Genomic DNA, 15448 nt, shown 5'->3' with positions numbered 1-15448 from the left:
AGAATGTGGTAATTTTTCTTCATCCCTTATTTTGGGTATAATAGAGAGATGCGAAAAAAGAATTTGTCGAGTTCACATTTATGTACATAAAGGAGGGCGACCACCATGAGCGAGCAGCAGCAACAATCGACCGAACGCCTGGTCCCGATCGGAGTGTCGGCACGTCATATCCATTTGTCCAAAGACCATTTGGAGCAGTTGTTCGGGGCCGGGTACGCCCTGAAGCCTTTGAAGCCGCTCAGCCAGCCCGGTCAGTTCGCCGCCGAAGAAACGGTCGAGCTCGAGGGACCGAAGGGGAGCTTCGGCAAGGTGCGTATTCTCGGGCCGACTCGAGGCCGCACGCAGATCGAAGTGTCTCGCACGGACGCGTTCACGCTGGGCATTGACCCCCCGGTAAGGGAATCCGGGTCGATCGATGGGACGCCAGGCCTGATCGTGAAGGGCCCGAAGGGTCGGATCGAGCTTGAGGAGGGGGTCATCGTCGCGGCGCGGCACATTCACTTCCACACGTCCGAGGCGGAAGCGTGGGGCATTCGGGACAAGGACCGGCTGCATGTGCGGCTGCAGGGGGAGCGTCCGCTAATATTCACCGACGTCTTGGCACGAGTCTCGCCGCAGTATGGGCTGGATCTGCACATTGACACCGATGAAGCGAACGCGGCCGGGGTGAAGACGGGGGATCGGGCGGTCATCGTGCAGGGCTGAGCGTTTTATTTTCTAGTGAAAAATGATATACTTGGGGGATAGCAGGCTAGAAAGTAGGTACGATCATGTCCAACAATACGAAGGATTCCAAAGATTACTCCAAATATTTCGACATGTCGGGCGCCAAGGTCATCCGCGAGGACGAGCAAGGCAAGATCATCCGGGTGAACGGCCGCGATATTCATATCGTCTCCCAGCCTTCTTACAAGGATGAGAAGCGGCGGGGCAAGGAAGAGATCCAGGTGCACTACGAGACCGGCATTCCCGACGAGCTGAAGGACCTGGGCCGGGGCAAGACGTACAACATCACCACATACGGCTGCCAGATGAACGAGCACGATACGGAAGTGATTCGAGGCATGCTGGAAGCGATGGGGTACACGGGTACGGAAGACCGCAACAGCGCCGATGTCATCCTGTTGAACACGTGCGCCATTCGGGAGAATGCGGAAGACAAGGTGTTCGGCGAGCTGGGCCACCTGAAGCATCTGAAGCTCGAGAAGCCGTCGCTCATTCTCGGCGTCTGCGGCTGCATGTCCCAGGAAGAGTCGGTCGTGAGCCGCATTATGCAGAAGCATGCCTTCGTCGACCTGATCTTCGGGACGCACAACATACACCGCCTGCCCCACCTCCTCAAGGACGCCTATTTCAGCAAAGAAATGGTCGTCGAGGTTTGGTCGAAGGAAGGCGACATCATCGAGAACTTGCCCAAGAAGCGCGAAGGGATGAAGGGCTGGGTCAACATCATGTACGGCTGCGACAAGTTCTGCACGTACTGCATCGTGCCCTACACGCGGGGGAAGGAACGCAGCCGCCGTCCTCAAGATGTGCTGGCCGAGATCCGGGACCTGGCGCGACAAGGGTTCCAAGAGATTACGCTTCTCGGGCAGAACGTCAATGCCTATGGCAAAGACTTCGAGGATTTGAACTATTCGTTCGCCGATCTGCTCGCCGACGTGCACAAGATCGACATCCCCCGGATTCGGTTCACGACTTCGCATCCCCGGGATTTCGACGATCCTCTTATTGATGTTCTGGCGAAGCGGGGCAATCTCGTCGAGCACATCCATCTCCCGGTCCAATCCGGCAGCACGGAAGTGCTGAAGAAGATGAGCCGCAAATATTCGCGGGAGCATTACTTGGAGCTCGTCCGCAAAATCAAACAGGCGATCCCGGATGTCGTGCTGACGACGGACATTATCGTCGGGTTCCCCGGGGAGACGGAAGCGCAATTCGAGGAGACGATGTCCCTCGTCCGCGAGGTGCGGTATGACTCGGCCTACACGTTCATCTACTCGCCGCGGGCAGGCACACCGGCCGCCGAGATGGAGGATAACGTGCCGGCGGAAGTGAAGAGGGCGCGGCTCGCTCGTCTGAACGAGCTGCTGAATGAGATCGGCCGCGAACGGAATGAGGAGCTGCGCGGTCGCCTAGTGGAAGTGCTGGTCGAAGGCGAGAGCAAGACCAATGCCGAGATGTTGTCCGGTCGGACGCGCACGAACAAGCTCGTTCACTTCCAAGGCGATGTGGCCTTGACCGGACAGCGGGTGGAAGTGCGGATTACCGAGCCGCAGACATGGGTGCTGAAGGGCGAGCTGGTACACGCACCGGAACGGGCGAATGCCGGTTAACCCGGGCAACGACATCAGGAACGTATCGATAGGAGGAACTAGGATGGCGGCGCAAGAACATGAGGCTCACAGCCACGCTCACCATGAGCATGATCATGATCACGAAGGCAACTGCTCGATAGAGACATACAACGTACGCGATCTCATCGTGCGTGAAGATATTATGAAACGGACGAAGGAACTGGCGAACTTGATCTCCACATCGGACGAGGTGAAGTTCTACCGCCAGGCGGAGCAGCAGATCAAGGACCACAAAGAAGTGCAGGATTTGATCAAGCTGATCAAAAAGCGGCAGAAGGAAGCGGTCGCGTTCGAATCGTTCCAGAATGCGAAGATGGTCGAGAAAATCAACGGAGAGATCGAGGAGCTGCAGGATCAGCTGGACTCCTTCCCGGTAGTCGAGCAATTCAAGCAATCTCAAGAAGACATCAATTACTTGCTGCAAATGATCGTCTCCGTCGTCCGGGATACGGTGTCCGAGAACATCAAGCTGGATGCGACCGAGGTCGAGTCCAAAAATTGCAGTGACTAAACGAACCCCGAATAGTACAATGTTTCTGGTGAGCAAGCGGACCGAAATGTTGTACTATTTTTTCTTCGGCGGGGGACACGCATGATTTGGTTTATAGTAAACCGGACATCGGGCAACGGGAACGGCGCGGTGCGATGGGCGCAGACGGAACGGCGGTTGGCGGAGCGCGGAATCGCGTACGGCGTCCGGTATACGGAGTACCGGGGGCATGCGAGGGAGTTGGCGGAGACGCTGGCGGCTCAGCCCGACACCCGAGCGGTTGTTGCCTTGGGCGGCGACGGAACGGTGAACGAGGTGGCCGGCGGGTTGATCGGAAGCGGGGTCCCGATGGGCTGTATCCCGTCAGGCTCCGGCAACGACTTCGCCCGCAGCGTCGGGGTGCCGACCGACCCCCAGGCTGCGCTCGAGCGGATCGTTCGCGGCGAAGTCCGGACGATAGATGCCGCGCAGCTGAACGGCCGCCGGTTCGTCATCTCCGCCGGGATCGGCTTCGACGGCGAAGTCGCGCGAATGACGAACGAATCGTTCTATAAGCGCTGGCTGAACCGGATTCGACTCGGCAGCTTGTCATACGTCATCTCCGTCCTGCGGCTTCTCGTGAGCTACAAGCCACAGACGGTGACGGTCGAGCTGGACGGAGCGGTACAGACGTACCGTCACGTATGGCTGATCGCGGTGGCGAACTTGCCCTACTACGGGGGCGGAATGCGGATATGTCCCGATGCTCGCGGCGATGACGGCCGGTTCCATCTGTGCCTCGTCGAGGGGATTACACGGGGGCAGCTGCTGATGTTCTTCCCTCGGGTTTTTACCGGAACGCATACAAGCCTATCGGCCGTACATATGCTGTCGGCAGCACGCGTCCGGATCCGTTCGGAGCAGCCGCTCGCCATCCACGTGGACGGGGAGTGGGGCGGTACGACGCCGGCCGAGATCGAGCTAATCGCGGGAGGCTTGAACATTATATAAATGTTGGGAGGGCGACTCCATCATGATCCATGTATTGTTCGTCTGTCTGGGCAACATATGCCGCTCTCCGATGGCGGAGGCGGTCTTGCGTCATCAGGTGAAGGAAGCGGGTCTGGACGACCGGATCGTCGTGGACTCGGCCGGTACGGGGGATTGGCATGTCGGACAAGCACCGCACCAGGGAACCCAGCGGCAGCTGAACAAGGTGAAGATCGAGCATAAGGACATTAGAGCCCGTCAAGTAGCCCGAGACGATTGGGTCGCGTTCGATTATATCATTGCGATGGACGCTCAAAACAGGAAGGATATGCTCCGGCTCATGGGCCAACCGTCCAATGCCGAATCGGCTGACGATTCGAGGAAAAAAGTATATTTGTTCATGGATTTCGTGCCGAACGCCCGGGTGAAGGACGTGCCGGACCCGTATTACACCGGCAACTTCGAGCATGTGTACGAGCTGATCGAGGAAGGGTGCCGGAACCTGCTGTCGCATATTCGAGAAAGACTCGCCTAACGAAGCGCAGGATCGCGGCACGGGGATGATTGGTTTTTTTAAGCCGGTTTTACGATCATGAGAATGAAGATTAGAAGGCTAATGGCCCCGACTATCGTATGAAGGTTGCGCACATGCGCGTACTTTCTGGCGACAAGGGAAGGAAGCGGCTCATCTGTTTCATGCGGCAAGTCGGCTAGTTGAGCCTGAAGTGTCTTAGCCGCCGGATTCAGGAATCCGATGACGATTACCTCAAGCCCCGCATAAATGATTAACGTTCCGATTAGCCAAATCTGAAGGATAGACCCGTATGAGCCGAGCCAAATCAACAAAAGGCCGGAGAGAACGGCTAGCGTTCCGAATACTTTAGGGAACATTTCCAGTCGGGCTACCAGCCCGACGGAATGCTTCATGGCTTGGAGTGAGTTGGTCGACTTCAGCATGAACGGGAAGGCATACGCTGGGCCCAAACCAAGTACGGCCGACAAAATGTGAATGATAATCAGAGTAGTTAGCATAAGAGCACCGCTTTCCAATAGACTGAGTTTTCGTTAGTTTTGCATAGCCACAACTCGTGAACGCAGCGCTGCCCACTCCTCGGGAGACAGAAGCGATTCGAACAGCTTACACAACTCTTCAAAGACAGGCGCGGGTACAGATTGCTTCACGAGGGTAAGCATCAGCGTTTGTTCCTGAATCGTAATGGCCGGAATCATATAACGCTGAAAATCGCTTTGGATGTGCGGCGGGATATTTTGACGCAGCTTCACACTCGCTTCCATAAGGAAGGCGTCCTCGTAAGCTTCCCATAATCGCGGCATAGCCACGCATTCTTCATGATAGAGGTGCAGGAAGTAGTCCCCGACGAACCGATTGAGTTCGTCCACGAAGGTTAGCCATGTCCCCGATGGGAAGGTTTCGGCACGTTCGAGAGTTTGAATCGTCTGTTCCAGCCTGATCAAGAGCGCGTCGGACCGCTTATGCTGCGTCTCCAGTTCTTCCGCGACTTCCGGGGCGCAGCTCTCGATCAGCGGTTGGAAATACGTATCCTCGTCGTTCGCATGCTGATGCAGCATAAGCGCGATTCGGTTGAACTCCGCGTAGAACTTCTCGCGTTCCCCGCGATCGGCGACATCGAGTCTTCCAGCCGTCCAGACCAAGTGCTGCAAGGCATGGCGAAGACCTTTATGGATGATCGTAAACAAGTTAAACCGCGTTGACATGTTCAAATCTCCTCCTAATAATGGGTTACTCCCATCATAGAGAAGGAGGCGGCGTCCCGGTATCGGTAGAAATACGTATTTCGTCGGTGGCCGTATCTTTGCAGGCTTGTCTTATATGGAATGAAAAGAGGAGAATGGCATGAAATGGCCCATGGAATTTGCAAGTTTCCTGGAGCGGCCGGTTCCCAAATTCATACATCTTGCGGCGTGGAGGGAAGGGCAGGCTCCGTTTGGCTGTCGGGGCTACGGGTTCGGTCAAGAGCCGGGAGAAGACGTGTCGTGGATCTACATTCTCCGCCACGAGTGGCTTCGGCTTCGCCCATCGCTCCGGGAAGGGGACTGGCTAGCCGTGCTGCTGACTTCCGGAATCGACAATGAGTCCTATCAGGTGAAAGGCCCTTTCATCCGCGTCCGCCCCGTCAACAAAGAGGATCTGGCCTGTATGGACCGGGAGCGCAGTTTGATCCGCGCGACTTTCCCGGATTTGCTGGCGCTCGTGAATGAGAATCCGGCAGACTGCATAGCCCTCGGAGTGAAGGGCGAAGCCGTCTATATCCAAACGCCCGGTCCACTCGCCGGATCGCTTCTGCAGGAAAGGAGTTCGCCGTAGATGATTCCTGCAGCCCTTATCCCTGCTCTCGCGGGTATATTCCCGATGACCCTCGTGACCGTATCGGAGGATCGCGTCCCGAATATCACGAATCTCTCCAGGGTCTGGACCGTCGATTCCGGTCATATCGCGGTGGCCAATCAGCTGCTTAAGAAAAGTATGATCAATTTGGAGAAAGTTCCGCTGGCGCTGCTGCGCGCGGTAGACCCTGCCGACATGCTGAGTTGGGAAGTCGACATCCGCTATGTCCGGTCCGAGACCGACGGGCCGCTCTATGACCGCATCGCGCAGGAGCTTCAGGACATTGCCTGGATGGCCGGCGATCCGCAGCTGATCGAGCTGCGCTCGGTAGTTGTCTTTCAAGTCGAGGCGGTCCGAAAAGGCCAGAGTGAGCCGGAGCATCCCGTTCAGCAGGCAGATGGACGATTCGGGGATATGCTTCAAGCGTTGTCCGAGGTGCTCGATTGGCATAATACCGCCTTCTGGGTTCCCGCCGATGAAGAAGACGGACGGATCGTGACGGCGAGGGGAACGCTTGGCTCCGGGGCTAGTACATTGGATGAGGCTCCGATTCGGCGTCTGGCGGCACTCGTCCGTTCGAGGGGAACGGTCGTCCGGCTTCGGAATATACGCTCGCAGCTTAGGTTCCTCCATACTGTTCGCATGGAAACGGAAAAGCTGGGCTGCGAGACTGCTCGACAAGAGTCCAATGGCCGGGAGAATGAGTTGAAAACGAGCTTCCTAGGATTTCCTCTGCACGCCCTCGACCGGTTTGTAGGCGTCGTCTGCTGCGAAGCGTCGAACGCGGAGGCGGAGCTCTTCGACCAATTCGAGGATGAATTCATCCGGCAGCTGGGCCGGAAGCTCGGCGAAACGGCCGCTCAGGCAGAAGCGCTGCCCGAGGAACAACGGAGGCCGCTGTTCGCACAAGTGGTCAAACGAGCGTTGCTGGAGTGGGCGAAGGCCAAGGAGCCGCATCTGACAGTGCTGAGCGCGAGGGAGCAGCAGGTGGCGGTCTGCGTCGCCCAAGGGATGACGAACGCGGAAATCGCGCAAGCCCTGTTCATCAGCAAGCGGACGGTGACGACTCATTTGGAGCGTATTTTTCAAAAGCTGGAGCTGTCGTCGCGCGCTGCGCTAACCCGCTATGTGCTCGAAGCGGATCTTCCGGCGGACTCGGTGTGAACCGGTGGTGGAGGGTGGATAGGCTCCACGGCAAACCACCCACAGCACCGCCCCCTGTTCGGAGCGAAGCTGCGGGTGGTTAGTGTTGCGGTCAGATCAGGAAGATCGCCACGAGTGTCGTGACGGCGAGGCCGATCACGACCGGCTTCAGGTTGCGGCGGGCGAGCTCGAACGGATCGACGCCGCAGATCGCCGCGGCCGGGATGAGCGCCCACGGGATGAGCGTGCCGCCGCCGACCCAGATCGCCGCGATCTGGCCGAGCGCGGTCAAGGTGGCGATGCCGGAGCCGATCGCCGTTGAGAACAGATGCGCGATCGAGCCGGCGAGCGAGATGCCGGAGAAGCCGGAGCCGTCGAGCCCGGTGATCGCACCCACGGATGTGAGCGTGACGGCGCTCACCGTCGTATTGACCGGCACGTGATTCGCGAGCGCGAGGCCGAGATCGTTGACGATGCCGTGCGACCCTTCCGGCAGCAGCTTGCCGAAGATGTCGACGAACGCCGAGTCGCCGAGATAGAAGAAGGCGGCGATCGGGATAACCGGACCGAAGACGCGGAAGCCGAATTGGAACCCGTCGATCAAGTAGGTCGTGGTGCGCTCCAAGCCTTTGCCTTTGTGCGCCAGCAGGGAAAGCACCAGCATGATGAACAGCGCCGTTCCGCCGATGAGCGCGGTTGCGTCGCCGCCCTGCAGATCGAGCCGGAACATCGCGACGATATCGGCTACGAACAGGAGCGGGATCAGGATGGCCAGCACGACCTTGGAGCGCTGGGAGAGCGCCTGCCGCTCAGGATCGTCGGCCGAGCCGCTGTCCTCCAGCCCGGAGACGGATGTCGTCCGGCCGGTGTACGGAGTCAGTCGGCCCGTGTTCATATCGCGGCGCATCATCCAGAAGGCGACGACTGTCGTCACGACGCCCATGACGATGACGAGCGGGATGCTGGCCGACAGCACGTCGCCTACCGGAATGCCGGCGGCGTCCGCCGTCAGCTTGGGCGCGCCCTGGATGACGAAGTCGCCGGATAAAGCGATGCCGTGGCCGAACAAGTTCATCGCCATCGCGACGCCGAGAGCCGGTAGGCCGACGCGCACCGCGACGGGGAGCAAGACGGCCCCGATGAGAGCGACGGCGGGAGAAGGCCAGAAAAACCAAGAGATGACCATCATGACGATCCCGATAACCCAAAACGCCAAGCTCGGCGTCCGAATGAGGCGCGAGATCGGGGAGATCATCACCTCGTTGATTCCGGTTCGGATCAGCACCTTGCTCAGAGAGACGATGATGGAGATGACGAGAATGGTGCCGATTAATTCTTTAATGGCATAAATAAAACTGTTGAAGACGCCGCTGATCGAGTGGCTGATGGAGTGCGTCGCCACTAGGCCCAACAACAGAATGCCGGCGACGCATACGAGCGTCGTGTCCCGGCGTCGGACCATAAAGCCGATGATGACGAGGACACAGGCCAAGTAAATCCAGTGCAGTGAGACTAATGAAGTCTCCATACGATTTCATCTCCCGGGAAAGGGTTTTCAAGTAACACATAGTATGCGGGAGCCTAAAAATGTGTGTTTATCCCGGTTGACACGAGTCGAAAGAAGGAGGGATCCAACATGCTGGAGGCGATACCGGACCATATTCGGCCGGGACTGAAGGTACTGTTCGTCGGCTACAATCCGAGCTTGCGCTCAAGCAAAGTCGGACATCATTACGCGAACCCGAACAACCGATTCTGGCGGGTACTCCATGGCGCCGGTCTGACGGATCGGCTGTACAAGTCCGAGGAGGGTCGAGCGCTGCTGGACTTGGGCTATGGCTTCACCAACATCGTGAGCCGGCCGACGCGCACGGCGGCGGAGATTACGAAGGAGGAGTACGCCCATGGGGCGCTTCAACTGCGGGCGAAGCTCGAGCGGTATCGACCCCGAGCGGCTTGCTATGTGGGGAAGGGCGTATACGAGCAATTCAGCGGAATCAAGAAGAGCAGCTGGGGCTGGCAGCCATTCTCCATCGTCGAGGGCGTCAGCGACTTTATCGCTCCGTCGACGAGCGGACTTGTTCGGCTGTCGCTGGACGAGCTGGTAGCGCTGTTCAAGCCGCTCGCGCAAATGAGGAATCGGCTGGATTAGACCTCTTTCAAGCGAGGGAGCGCATGATTAAAAACACATTCAAACGGGGGTGCCTCATGCAGCCAACAGCTTATGCGTACAAAGACTGTTACGTCAAGGTCGATAAGAATACTCTGGTCATCGGCAACGAATGGATCGAAAGGAGCTGGAGTGTGTCGGGAGACATCCCGATTTCCGTTTCCCTGCTCAATAAGGCCGACGGGACGGAGTGGCTGGATGCGGATGCAAGAGGACAGCTGCACAGCTGCCGGATTCCGGGGTGCGGGGAAGAACGCCCTCGGACGATGAAAGTGGAATTCGGGACCGACGATGACTTCGGCATCGGGGCCGAGCATTTGAAGGTGACGGTCCACTATAGCTGGAGCGACCGGCAGCTGAAGCTGGAGTATGTGATCTATCCGGGAACCGGCTGGATCCGACAGACGGCATCGGTTCGCCACGGCTCTGGAACCGAAGGCGACCTGCATCCGTCTGAGACGAATCCGGCGCGTTCTGGAGCATCGGGGGCTGAGACTTCCGCTGGAATGGACCAGAACGCGCTATCGACACCTGCCGCCCGGAGCGAAGACTATCTCGATTCGCTGCCGCTCGCCTCGTTCCATCTTCATTGGCAGGCGGTCGAGCTGCGCGATGTGACGGATACGAACAACAATTTGATCAGCTTCGAGGAAGGCTTGCACTATACGAACGATGTACGCAAGCTTCGCGGCAACGTCTTGATGCTCCGGCAGTCATTGCAGCCTACCGGCTTGCTTATCGTGAAGGAAGGGCCGACCCCTCATGGTCATTTGCAAGACCCGGGGGGCGATTTCGAATTCAACCGGAGGCGGCTTCGGGTGACGGGGAGCGGGATCGGGCCGGAAGACTGGAGCCAAGACGAATGGATTCCGACATACGGCTCCGCAGTAGGCGTGTATGGGGGGAGCGAATATGACGCCCTGCGCCACCTCGACGGGTTGCATCGCGCGATCCGGCGTCCGAAGCCCGAGCGGGACTTCTTCCTCATGTGCAACAACTGGGGGGACCGCTCGAAGGACGGCCGCGTCAGCGAATCGTTCGTCCTGGGCGAGCTGCAGCGAGCGGCCGAGCTGGGGGTGACGAACGTCCAGATCGACGACGGCTGGCAGCACGGCAATACGACGAACTCCGTCAATCCGGCGGGCGGCCGGTGGAGCGATTATTATGCGGATGGCGACGGGTTCTGGAACATCCATCCCGAGCGGTTCCCGAACGGGTTCGAGCCGCTTGTGGAGGCTGCGGAACGGTACGGCGTGAGGCTCGCGCTCTGGTTTTCCCCGGATTCGGCGCATGATTTTGTGAATTGGCATAAGGATGCCGATCGATTGCTGGAGTTGCACCGCCGGTATAGGGTGTGCTACTTCAAGCTGGACGGGATCAAAATTCGGTCGAAGCATGGGGAGAACCGGCTCGTGCGGATGATGCAGACCGTGGTCCAGGCTGCGAACGGCCGCGTCTACTTCAATCTCGACACAACGAACGAAATCCGGTTGGGCTACTTCGGGCGCACCCAGTATGGCGGCTTGTTCCTGGAGAATCGGTATACGGATTTCCGCAGCTATTATCCGCATTGGACGCTGCGCAACTTGTGGCTGCTGTCGAAGTATGTGCCGGCTCACAAGCTGCAGATGGAAGTGCTGAACGTAGACCGCAACCGCCATGTATACGGCGACGACCCACTCTCCCCGTATCGCTGCGGAATCGCATACGCGTTCGCCGTCACGATGTTCTCGAATCCGCTGATTTGGATGGAGCTGACCGGCCTAAGCGAGGAGAATATCGGGATCTTGAAGCAAGCGTTGCGTGTCTATAACGAGCATCAACACCATATTCTGAACGGTCATGTGCTGCCGATCGGAGATACCCCGGATGGGACGAGTTGGACGGGCTTCCAATCGATCACGGGGGTGACCGAAGGGTACTTGCTCGTCCTGCGCGAGCTTCATCCGGACCCTTCGGCGTCGATTCCGCTCTGGGGGCTGGAGGCGGGACGCAGCGGCGATTGGCGGCTCAGCCTCCGGCCGCTGCTGTTGATGGAAGCCCGGAATCAATTGGTCGAGTTCGGAGATTCCCCGCAGTCGATTGAAGTTCCGCTGGAGGCCGGGAAAGCAGGGGCCTCGATATCGGTAAGCTTACGTAATCCGTTCAGCTTCGGATTGTATCATTACAAGGTGCTACAGGGAGATAGCGTCTCATGATCCGGATATCGAAGAGGAACCGAGTGCGAACTTTCGCACTTGGTTTTTTGGCGTTTTGGAGTATGATGGAGAGAAGGACAATCATGAGAGAGGCGGAAGCAAGCGAATGAAGTTCAGACCATGCATCGACCTGCACCAAGGCAAAGTGAAGCAAATCGTCGGTGAGACCTTGAATACGGAGAACCGCCCGGTGGTGGAAAATTTCGTGTCCGAGCATGACTCGGCCTACTACGCCGAGTTGTTCCGCCAGGATCGGTTGACCGGAGGTCACGTGATCATGCTGGGCGGGGGCAATGAGGAGGCCGCGGTCCGGGCGCTGCAGGCGTACCCGGGCGGCTTGCAGATTGGCGGGGGCATCACCGCAGACAACGCAACCTCGTATTTGGAGAAGGGAGCGTCTCACGTCATTGTGACGTCGTATATTTTTCGCGACGGGCGACTCGACATGGACCGGTTGCGCGCGCTCGTGGCCGAGGTGGGCAAGGACAAGCTCGTCATCGACCTCAGCTGCAAAATGAAGGACGGCCGGTGGTACGTCGTGACGAATCAATGGACGCAATTCAGCGATTTCGAGCTGACGCCGGACAGCCTGCGCGAGCTGGAACGGTACTGCGACGAATACTTGATCCATGCCGTCGATGTGGAAGGGAAGCGCACGGGGATTCTCGAGCCTTTGGTTCAGCTGTTGGCGGAGTGCGTGACGATTCCGACGACATATGCGGGCGGGGCGCGGTCGCTGGAGGACTTGTCGCGGTTTCGAGAATTGGGGCAAGGCAAGCTCGACATTACGATCGGGAGCGCGCTCGACATCTTTGGCGGCCGCCTGAGCTATCGTGACGTGATCGACCATTGGAGCAAATTATAAGTGGGACGCTGGGCTCGTGACCGAGCCTGGCGTTTTTTTCCACGACGGATAAATGACTTGCCACCTCGGCGAATCTGAGGCATCATAGGAGGAAGCGCTTTTTATCCGGGTCCCCGCAAAGAAACGAACGATTATGTCACTTTGAATGGGGTTTCTCCACACGGTCCACTTATGAATAGATAAGGAGTCCTGGGAACGATGCATTTTCAAACGTATCACTTGAAAAGCCCATGGAAAGCCGAAGCGGAGGATGCGTATGCCATCCATCCCGAAGCCGGGCTATTCGCCGTCATGGACGGCGTCACGCCGCTCGATGCGTATAAGGACGGCGAAGGGCACAATGGAGCGCATATTGCCGCCAACTTGTTTAGAGCGAGCTTCGAGCAAGGGACGTCTCAGACGGACTTGACACAACTCATCCTTGACGCGAATCGGCAGCTGCGGGACAGGATGATGCAGGCCGGCATAGACTTGTCGATCCTGCACGAGCTTTGGTCGACTTGCGTAGCTGCAGTGAAGCTGGAGCCGGACGTCGTGCGGTATGCACAGCTCGGCGATTCCATGATCGTGGCCGTGTATAACGACGGGCGGATCGTGGCGGTGACCGAGAACCGCGTGCGCGGGGTGACGCAACGGGCGAAGCTCGCGAGGAAGGAAGCCCGACGGCGGGGAGAGGAGCTGCCCGACGAGAGCTACTACGATATTCCCCACAACCGCAATCAGGCGAACCGCTGGCTCGCGAACCATCCGGACGGCTACGGCGTCGCCAATGGAATGGAGACGCTCGATACGCATCTGCAGGCCGGGGTGCTCCCGCGAGAGGAGCTGCGGCACTTGGTGCTGCTGACGGACGGCCTGTTCCATCCGGAGCTGGAGTTGACGGACGCTTGCGCGGAGCTGATGAGGCTCGGCCTGGAGCGCTATGCGGAAGTGGTGATAGAGGCGGAGCGGAGGCACGATTCCCCGCCGGACGACCGAACCTGCATCTGGATCACGCTTTAACGAAACCATTATCCGAGGTGAGCCGGCTATGAACTCGTCGGATTTTATCCAAATCCGTTCATTGGAAGGCATTCTGATGATGTACCACAAAAAGCAGGATCTCGGCCTGACGGTGTCGACGCGCGAACTGGTCATTCAGCGCCCGCATATGACGTACTACGTGATGCTGCCGGACATTGTGAGCATATATCCATACGAGTCGCTAAGCGGCAAATCGGTCCGGTTCGTGAGCAACAACGCGGAAGGCTCGCGCGAGATCGCCCGGCTGAACGGGGACACGGGCTCCTACCGGTTGTACGCGGCGAAGGCGACGATGCACAGCAGGAGCGGGCTGTTCGAGATCGGCAAGATGGAGTTCGTGCTGCCGATCGCGGAGGAGATGCTGGACAAAATCGCGAAGTACGGCGAGTTTGACCGGATTTCATAAAATAATTATTTCATCCCAAGCCTTACAAGAGGTGAAGTATGACCGCAACGACTCAAGCTAGTTCGCCAGGTTCCAACAATGCAACAACCGCTTCGACACAACCGGTGAAAGGCAAATGGCCGGTCATGATCAGCATCGTGCTCGCGGTGTTGGTCTCGTCCCTGGATTCTACGATTACGAATACGACGATTCCGCACATTGTGGAAGATTTGGGCGGATTCTCCCTATATGCGTGGACCTTCGTATCCTACATGATCGCTTCGACCGCCTTGACTCCGATCGCGGGGCGGCTGTCCGACCTTTACGGGCGCAAAAAAGTGTTCGCCGCCGGCATCCTCATCTTCCTGCTCGGCTCCCTATTGTGCGGAACGTCGCAATCGATGGTGCAGCTCGTCCTGTTCCGCGCGATCCAGGGCTGCGGCGCCGGCATTCTCATTCCGTTCCCTGCAATCATCGCCGGCGACTTATTCCCGGTCAGCAAGCGGGGCGCGATCCAAGCGTTTTTCTCCGGCATGTGGGGATTGTCGGCGGTCCTAGCTCCGCTGCTCGGGGCGTTCTTCGTGGAAGTCGCCAGCTGGAGATGGATATTCTACGTCAATATCCCTCTATGCCTGTTGTCAGTCGCCCTCCTAATGCCGTACCGCGAAGTGTACGTCCCCAAAAAAGCGCCGATCGACTATGCGGGGGGCTTGCTGTTTGCGGGCGGGGTCGTGCTGTTCCTGCTTTTGACCGTCGTCACCGAGGATTATTGGATCTACGCGTCGGGAGGCGTCCTGCTGCTCGCCGCCTTCGGCTTCGTGGAGCGGCGGCACGTATCGCCGATCATTCCGTTCACAATCTTCCGCAATCGCGGCATCGCGTGGATGATCGCGAACTCGGTGCTGGCGACCGCCGCCTTGTTCGGCACAGCCAACTATGTACCGCTGTTCTTGCAGGAGCAGGGCTATTCGATCTTCATGAGCGGGCTGGCTCTGCTCGGCGAAGCGACGGCTTGGCTGCTCGTGGCGGTTCCGTCCGGCCGCTGGGTCATCAAGTTCGGGTATCGGCCTCTGCTCATCGCCGGGAATGGGATTTTGGTGCTTTGCGGATTGGGCTTCTTCCTATTCCTCGATGAGCGAAGCGGGTTCTGGGAGCTATTCGGCCTGATGTTCCTGGAGGGGATGGCGTTCGGACTGCTCGTAACGGTTACTACGATCGGAGCGCAGCAGCTCGTTGGCCCGCAGCAGAAAGGGATTTCGACGTCGCTGCAGTTTTTCGCCCGCAATATCGGGACCGCCGTCGGCACGACGATCATGGGGGCGCTGCTGACGAAGGCGCCGTCATTTATGAACGGCATCCATCATGTATTTATGTACGGGTTTATCATGTCGCTCGTCGCGCTGGCCTCCTCGTTCTGGATTCGCCCTTCCCGAAATGTCTCTATTGAAGGAGAAAGCTAGATCGGGTATCATGGGAATAA

The 15448-nt window shown here is 58.3% G+C and carries 16 protein-coding genes; 13 read left to right on the top strand and 3 right to left on the bottom strand.

Annotation, left to right across the window (positions count from 1 at the left end; translation table 11 throughout):
* Nucleotides 1–105: 105 nt before the first annotated feature.
* The 5 genes from pduL to ACI5FR_RS14505 all read left to right on the top strand — a co-directional run bounded on the left by pduL (nucleotide 106) and on the right by ACI5FR_RS14505 (nucleotide 4351).
* Complete coding sequence (gene pduL / locus ACI5FR_RS14525; protein WP_405455364.1) at nucleotides 106–705, top strand: phosphate propanoyltransferase; 600 nt, start codon at nucleotides 106–108, stop codon at nucleotides 703–705.
* Nucleotides 706–770: 65 nt separating this feature from the next.
* Nucleotides 771–2336: a tRNA (N6-isopentenyl adenosine(37)-C2)-methylthiotransferase MiaB gene (miaB, locus tag ACI5FR_RS14520; protein WP_405455362.1), complete on the top strand. Its 1566-nt coding sequence runs from the start codon at nucleotides 771–773 to the stop codon at nucleotides 2334–2336.
* A 43-nt stretch (nucleotides 2337–2379) separates the two neighbouring features.
* Nucleotides 2380–2868, top strand: coding sequence for a YlbF/YmcA family competence regulator (locus ACI5FR_RS14515; protein ID WP_405455360.1), 489 nt, complete (start codon nucleotides 2380–2382; stop codon nucleotides 2866–2868).
* Nucleotides 2869–2949: 81 nt separating this feature from the next.
* Complete coding sequence (locus ACI5FR_RS14510; protein ID WP_405455358.1) at nucleotides 2950–3837, top strand: diacylglycerol/lipid kinase family protein; 888 nt, start codon at nucleotides 2950–2952, stop codon at nucleotides 3835–3837.
* 22 nt (nucleotides 3838–3859) lie between these two features.
* Nucleotides 3860–4351, top strand: coding sequence for a low molecular weight protein-tyrosine-phosphatase (locus ACI5FR_RS14505; protein WP_405455356.1), 492 nt, complete (start codon nucleotides 3860–3862; stop codon nucleotides 4349–4351).
* 38 nt (nucleotides 4352–4389) lie between these two features.
* Here ACI5FR_RS14505 and ACI5FR_RS14500 read toward each other — a convergent pair whose 3' ends face one another.
* Nucleotides 4390–4848, bottom strand: coding sequence for a DUF2269 family protein (locus ACI5FR_RS14500; protein ID WP_405455354.1), 459 nt, complete (start codon nucleotides 4846–4848; stop codon nucleotides 4390–4392).
* Between the two features lie 33 nt (nucleotides 4849–4881).
* Complete coding sequence (locus ACI5FR_RS14495) at nucleotides 4882–5553, bottom strand: hemerythrin domain-containing protein (protein ID WP_405455352.1); 672 nt, start codon at nucleotides 5551–5553, stop codon at nucleotides 4882–4884.
* Nucleotides 5554–5692: 139 nt separating this feature from the next.
* On the opposite strand from ACI5FR_RS14495, the gene ACI5FR_RS14490 reads away from it, so the two are divergent.
* A complete protein-coding gene (locus ACI5FR_RS14490) occupies nucleotides 5693–6163 on the top strand; it encodes a hypothetical protein (protein WP_405455350.1) in 471 nt (156 codons plus the stop codon).
* Nucleotides 6164–7348, top strand: a complete 1185-nt coding sequence (locus ACI5FR_RS14485) for a LuxR C-terminal-related transcriptional regulator (protein ID WP_405455348.1) — start codon at nucleotides 6164–6166, stop codon at nucleotides 7346–7348.
* Nucleotides 7349–7439: 91 nt separating this feature from the next.
* On the opposite strand, the gene ACI5FR_RS14480 is transcribed toward ACI5FR_RS14485, so the two are convergent.
* Complete coding sequence (locus tag ACI5FR_RS14480) at nucleotides 7440–8855, bottom strand: hypothetical protein (RefSeq protein WP_405455346.1); 1416 nt, start codon at nucleotides 8853–8855, stop codon at nucleotides 7440–7442.
* Between the two features lie 111 nt (nucleotides 8856–8966).
* Between ACI5FR_RS14480 and mug the strand changes: the two genes are divergently transcribed.
* The 6 genes from mug to ACI5FR_RS14450 all read left to right on the top strand — a co-directional run bounded on the left by mug (nucleotide 8967) and on the right by ACI5FR_RS14450 (nucleotide 15428).
* On the top strand, nucleotides 8967–9479 hold the full coding sequence (gene mug, locus ACI5FR_RS14475; protein ID WP_405455441.1) for a G/U mismatch-specific DNA glycosylase: 513 nt from the start codon (nucleotides 8967–8969) through the stop codon (nucleotides 9477–9479).
* 23 nt (nucleotides 9480–9502) lie between these two features.
* Nucleotides 9503–11695, top strand: coding sequence for an alpha-galactosidase (locus ACI5FR_RS14470; protein WP_405455344.1), 2193 nt, complete (start codon nucleotides 9503–9505; stop codon nucleotides 11693–11695).
* A 106-nt stretch (nucleotides 11696–11801) separates the two neighbouring features.
* The gene (hisA, locus tag ACI5FR_RS14465) at nucleotides 11802–12560 is read left to right on the top strand and encodes a phosphoribosylformimino-5-aminoimidazole carboxamide ribotide isomerase (RefSeq protein ID WP_405455343.1); all 759 of its coding nucleotides are present in this window, start codon (nucleotides 11802–11804) and stop codon (nucleotides 12558–12560) included.
* Nucleotides 12561–12758: 198 nt separating this feature from the next.
* Nucleotides 12759–13562 carry a protein phosphatase 2C domain-containing protein gene (locus ACI5FR_RS14460; protein ID WP_405455341.1) on the top strand — a complete coding sequence of 268 codons (804 nt, stop codon included), beginning with the start codon at nucleotides 12759–12761 and terminating at the stop codon, nucleotides 13560–13562.
* 28 nt (nucleotides 13563–13590) lie between these two features.
* Nucleotides 13591–13989: a hypothetical protein gene (locus tag ACI5FR_RS14455; RefSeq protein ID WP_405455339.1), complete on the top strand. Its 399-nt coding sequence runs from the start codon at nucleotides 13591–13593 to the stop codon at nucleotides 13987–13989.
* 104 nt (nucleotides 13990–14093) lie between these two features.
* Nucleotides 14094–15428 carry an MDR family MFS transporter gene (locus ACI5FR_RS14450; protein ID WP_405455439.1) on the top strand — a complete coding sequence of 445 codons (1335 nt, stop codon included), beginning with the start codon at nucleotides 14094–14096 and terminating at the stop codon, nucleotides 15426–15428.
* Nucleotides 15429–15448 lie beyond the last annotated feature (20 nt).

The organism is Paenibacillus sp. HJGM_3 (genome assembly GCF_045062745.1).
In the GTDB taxonomy this organism is placed as follows: Bacteria; Bacillota; Bacilli; order Paenibacillales; family NBRC-103111; genus Paenibacillus_AA.
The sequence above is the reverse complement of the archived record's forward strand: the minus strand, read 5'-3'. Positions and strand labels throughout refer to the sequence as shown.

Coding starts and splice junctions, on each gene's coding strand:
- ACI5FR_RS14515 (WP_405455360.1), top strand. CDS start 2,380: ATGGCGGCGCAAGAACATGAGGCTCACAGCCACGCTCACCATGAGCAT.
- ACI5FR_RS14505 (WP_405455356.1), top strand. CDS start 3,860: ATGATCCATGTATTGTTCGTCTGTCTGGGCAACATATGCCGCTCTCCG.
- miaB (WP_405455362.1), top strand. CDS start 771: ATGTCCAACAATACGAAGGATTCCAAAGATTACTCCAAATATTTCGAC.
- ACI5FR_RS14480 (WP_405455346.1), bottom strand. CDS start 8,855: ATGGAGACTTCATTAGTCTCACTGCACTGGATTTACTTGGCCTGTGTC.
- ACI5FR_RS14455 (WP_405455339.1), top strand. CDS start 13,591: ATGAACTCGTCGGATTTTATCCAAATCCGTTCATTGGAAGGCATTCTG.
- ACI5FR_RS14495 (WP_405455352.1), bottom strand. CDS start 5,553: ATGTCAACGCGGTTTAACTTGTTTACGATCATCCATAAAGGTCTTCGC.
- ACI5FR_RS14500 (WP_405455354.1), bottom strand. CDS start 4,848: ATGCTAACTACTCTGATTATCATTCACATTTTGTCGGCCGTACTTGGT.
- hisA (WP_405455343.1), top strand. CDS start 11,802: ATGAAGTTCAGACCATGCATCGACCTGCACCAAGGCAAAGTGAAGCAA.
- ACI5FR_RS14510 (WP_405455358.1), top strand. CDS start 2,950: ATGATTTGGTTTATAGTAAACCGGACATCGGGCAACGGGAACGGCGCG.
- ACI5FR_RS14470 (WP_405455344.1), top strand. CDS start 9,503: ATGATTAAAAACACATTCAAACGGGGGTGCCTCATGCAGCCAACAGCT.
- ACI5FR_RS14490 (WP_405455350.1), top strand. CDS start 5,693: ATGAAATGGCCCATGGAATTTGCAAGTTTCCTGGAGCGGCCGGTTCCC.
- ACI5FR_RS14460 (WP_405455341.1), top strand. CDS start 12,759: ATGCATTTTCAAACGTATCACTTGAAAAGCCCATGGAAAGCCGAAGCG.
- ACI5FR_RS14485 (WP_405455348.1), top strand. CDS start 6,164: ATGATTCCTGCAGCCCTTATCCCTGCTCTCGCGGGTATATTCCCGATG.
- pduL (WP_405455364.1), top strand. CDS start 106: ATGAGCGAGCAGCAGCAACAATCGACCGAACGCCTGGTCCCGATCGGA.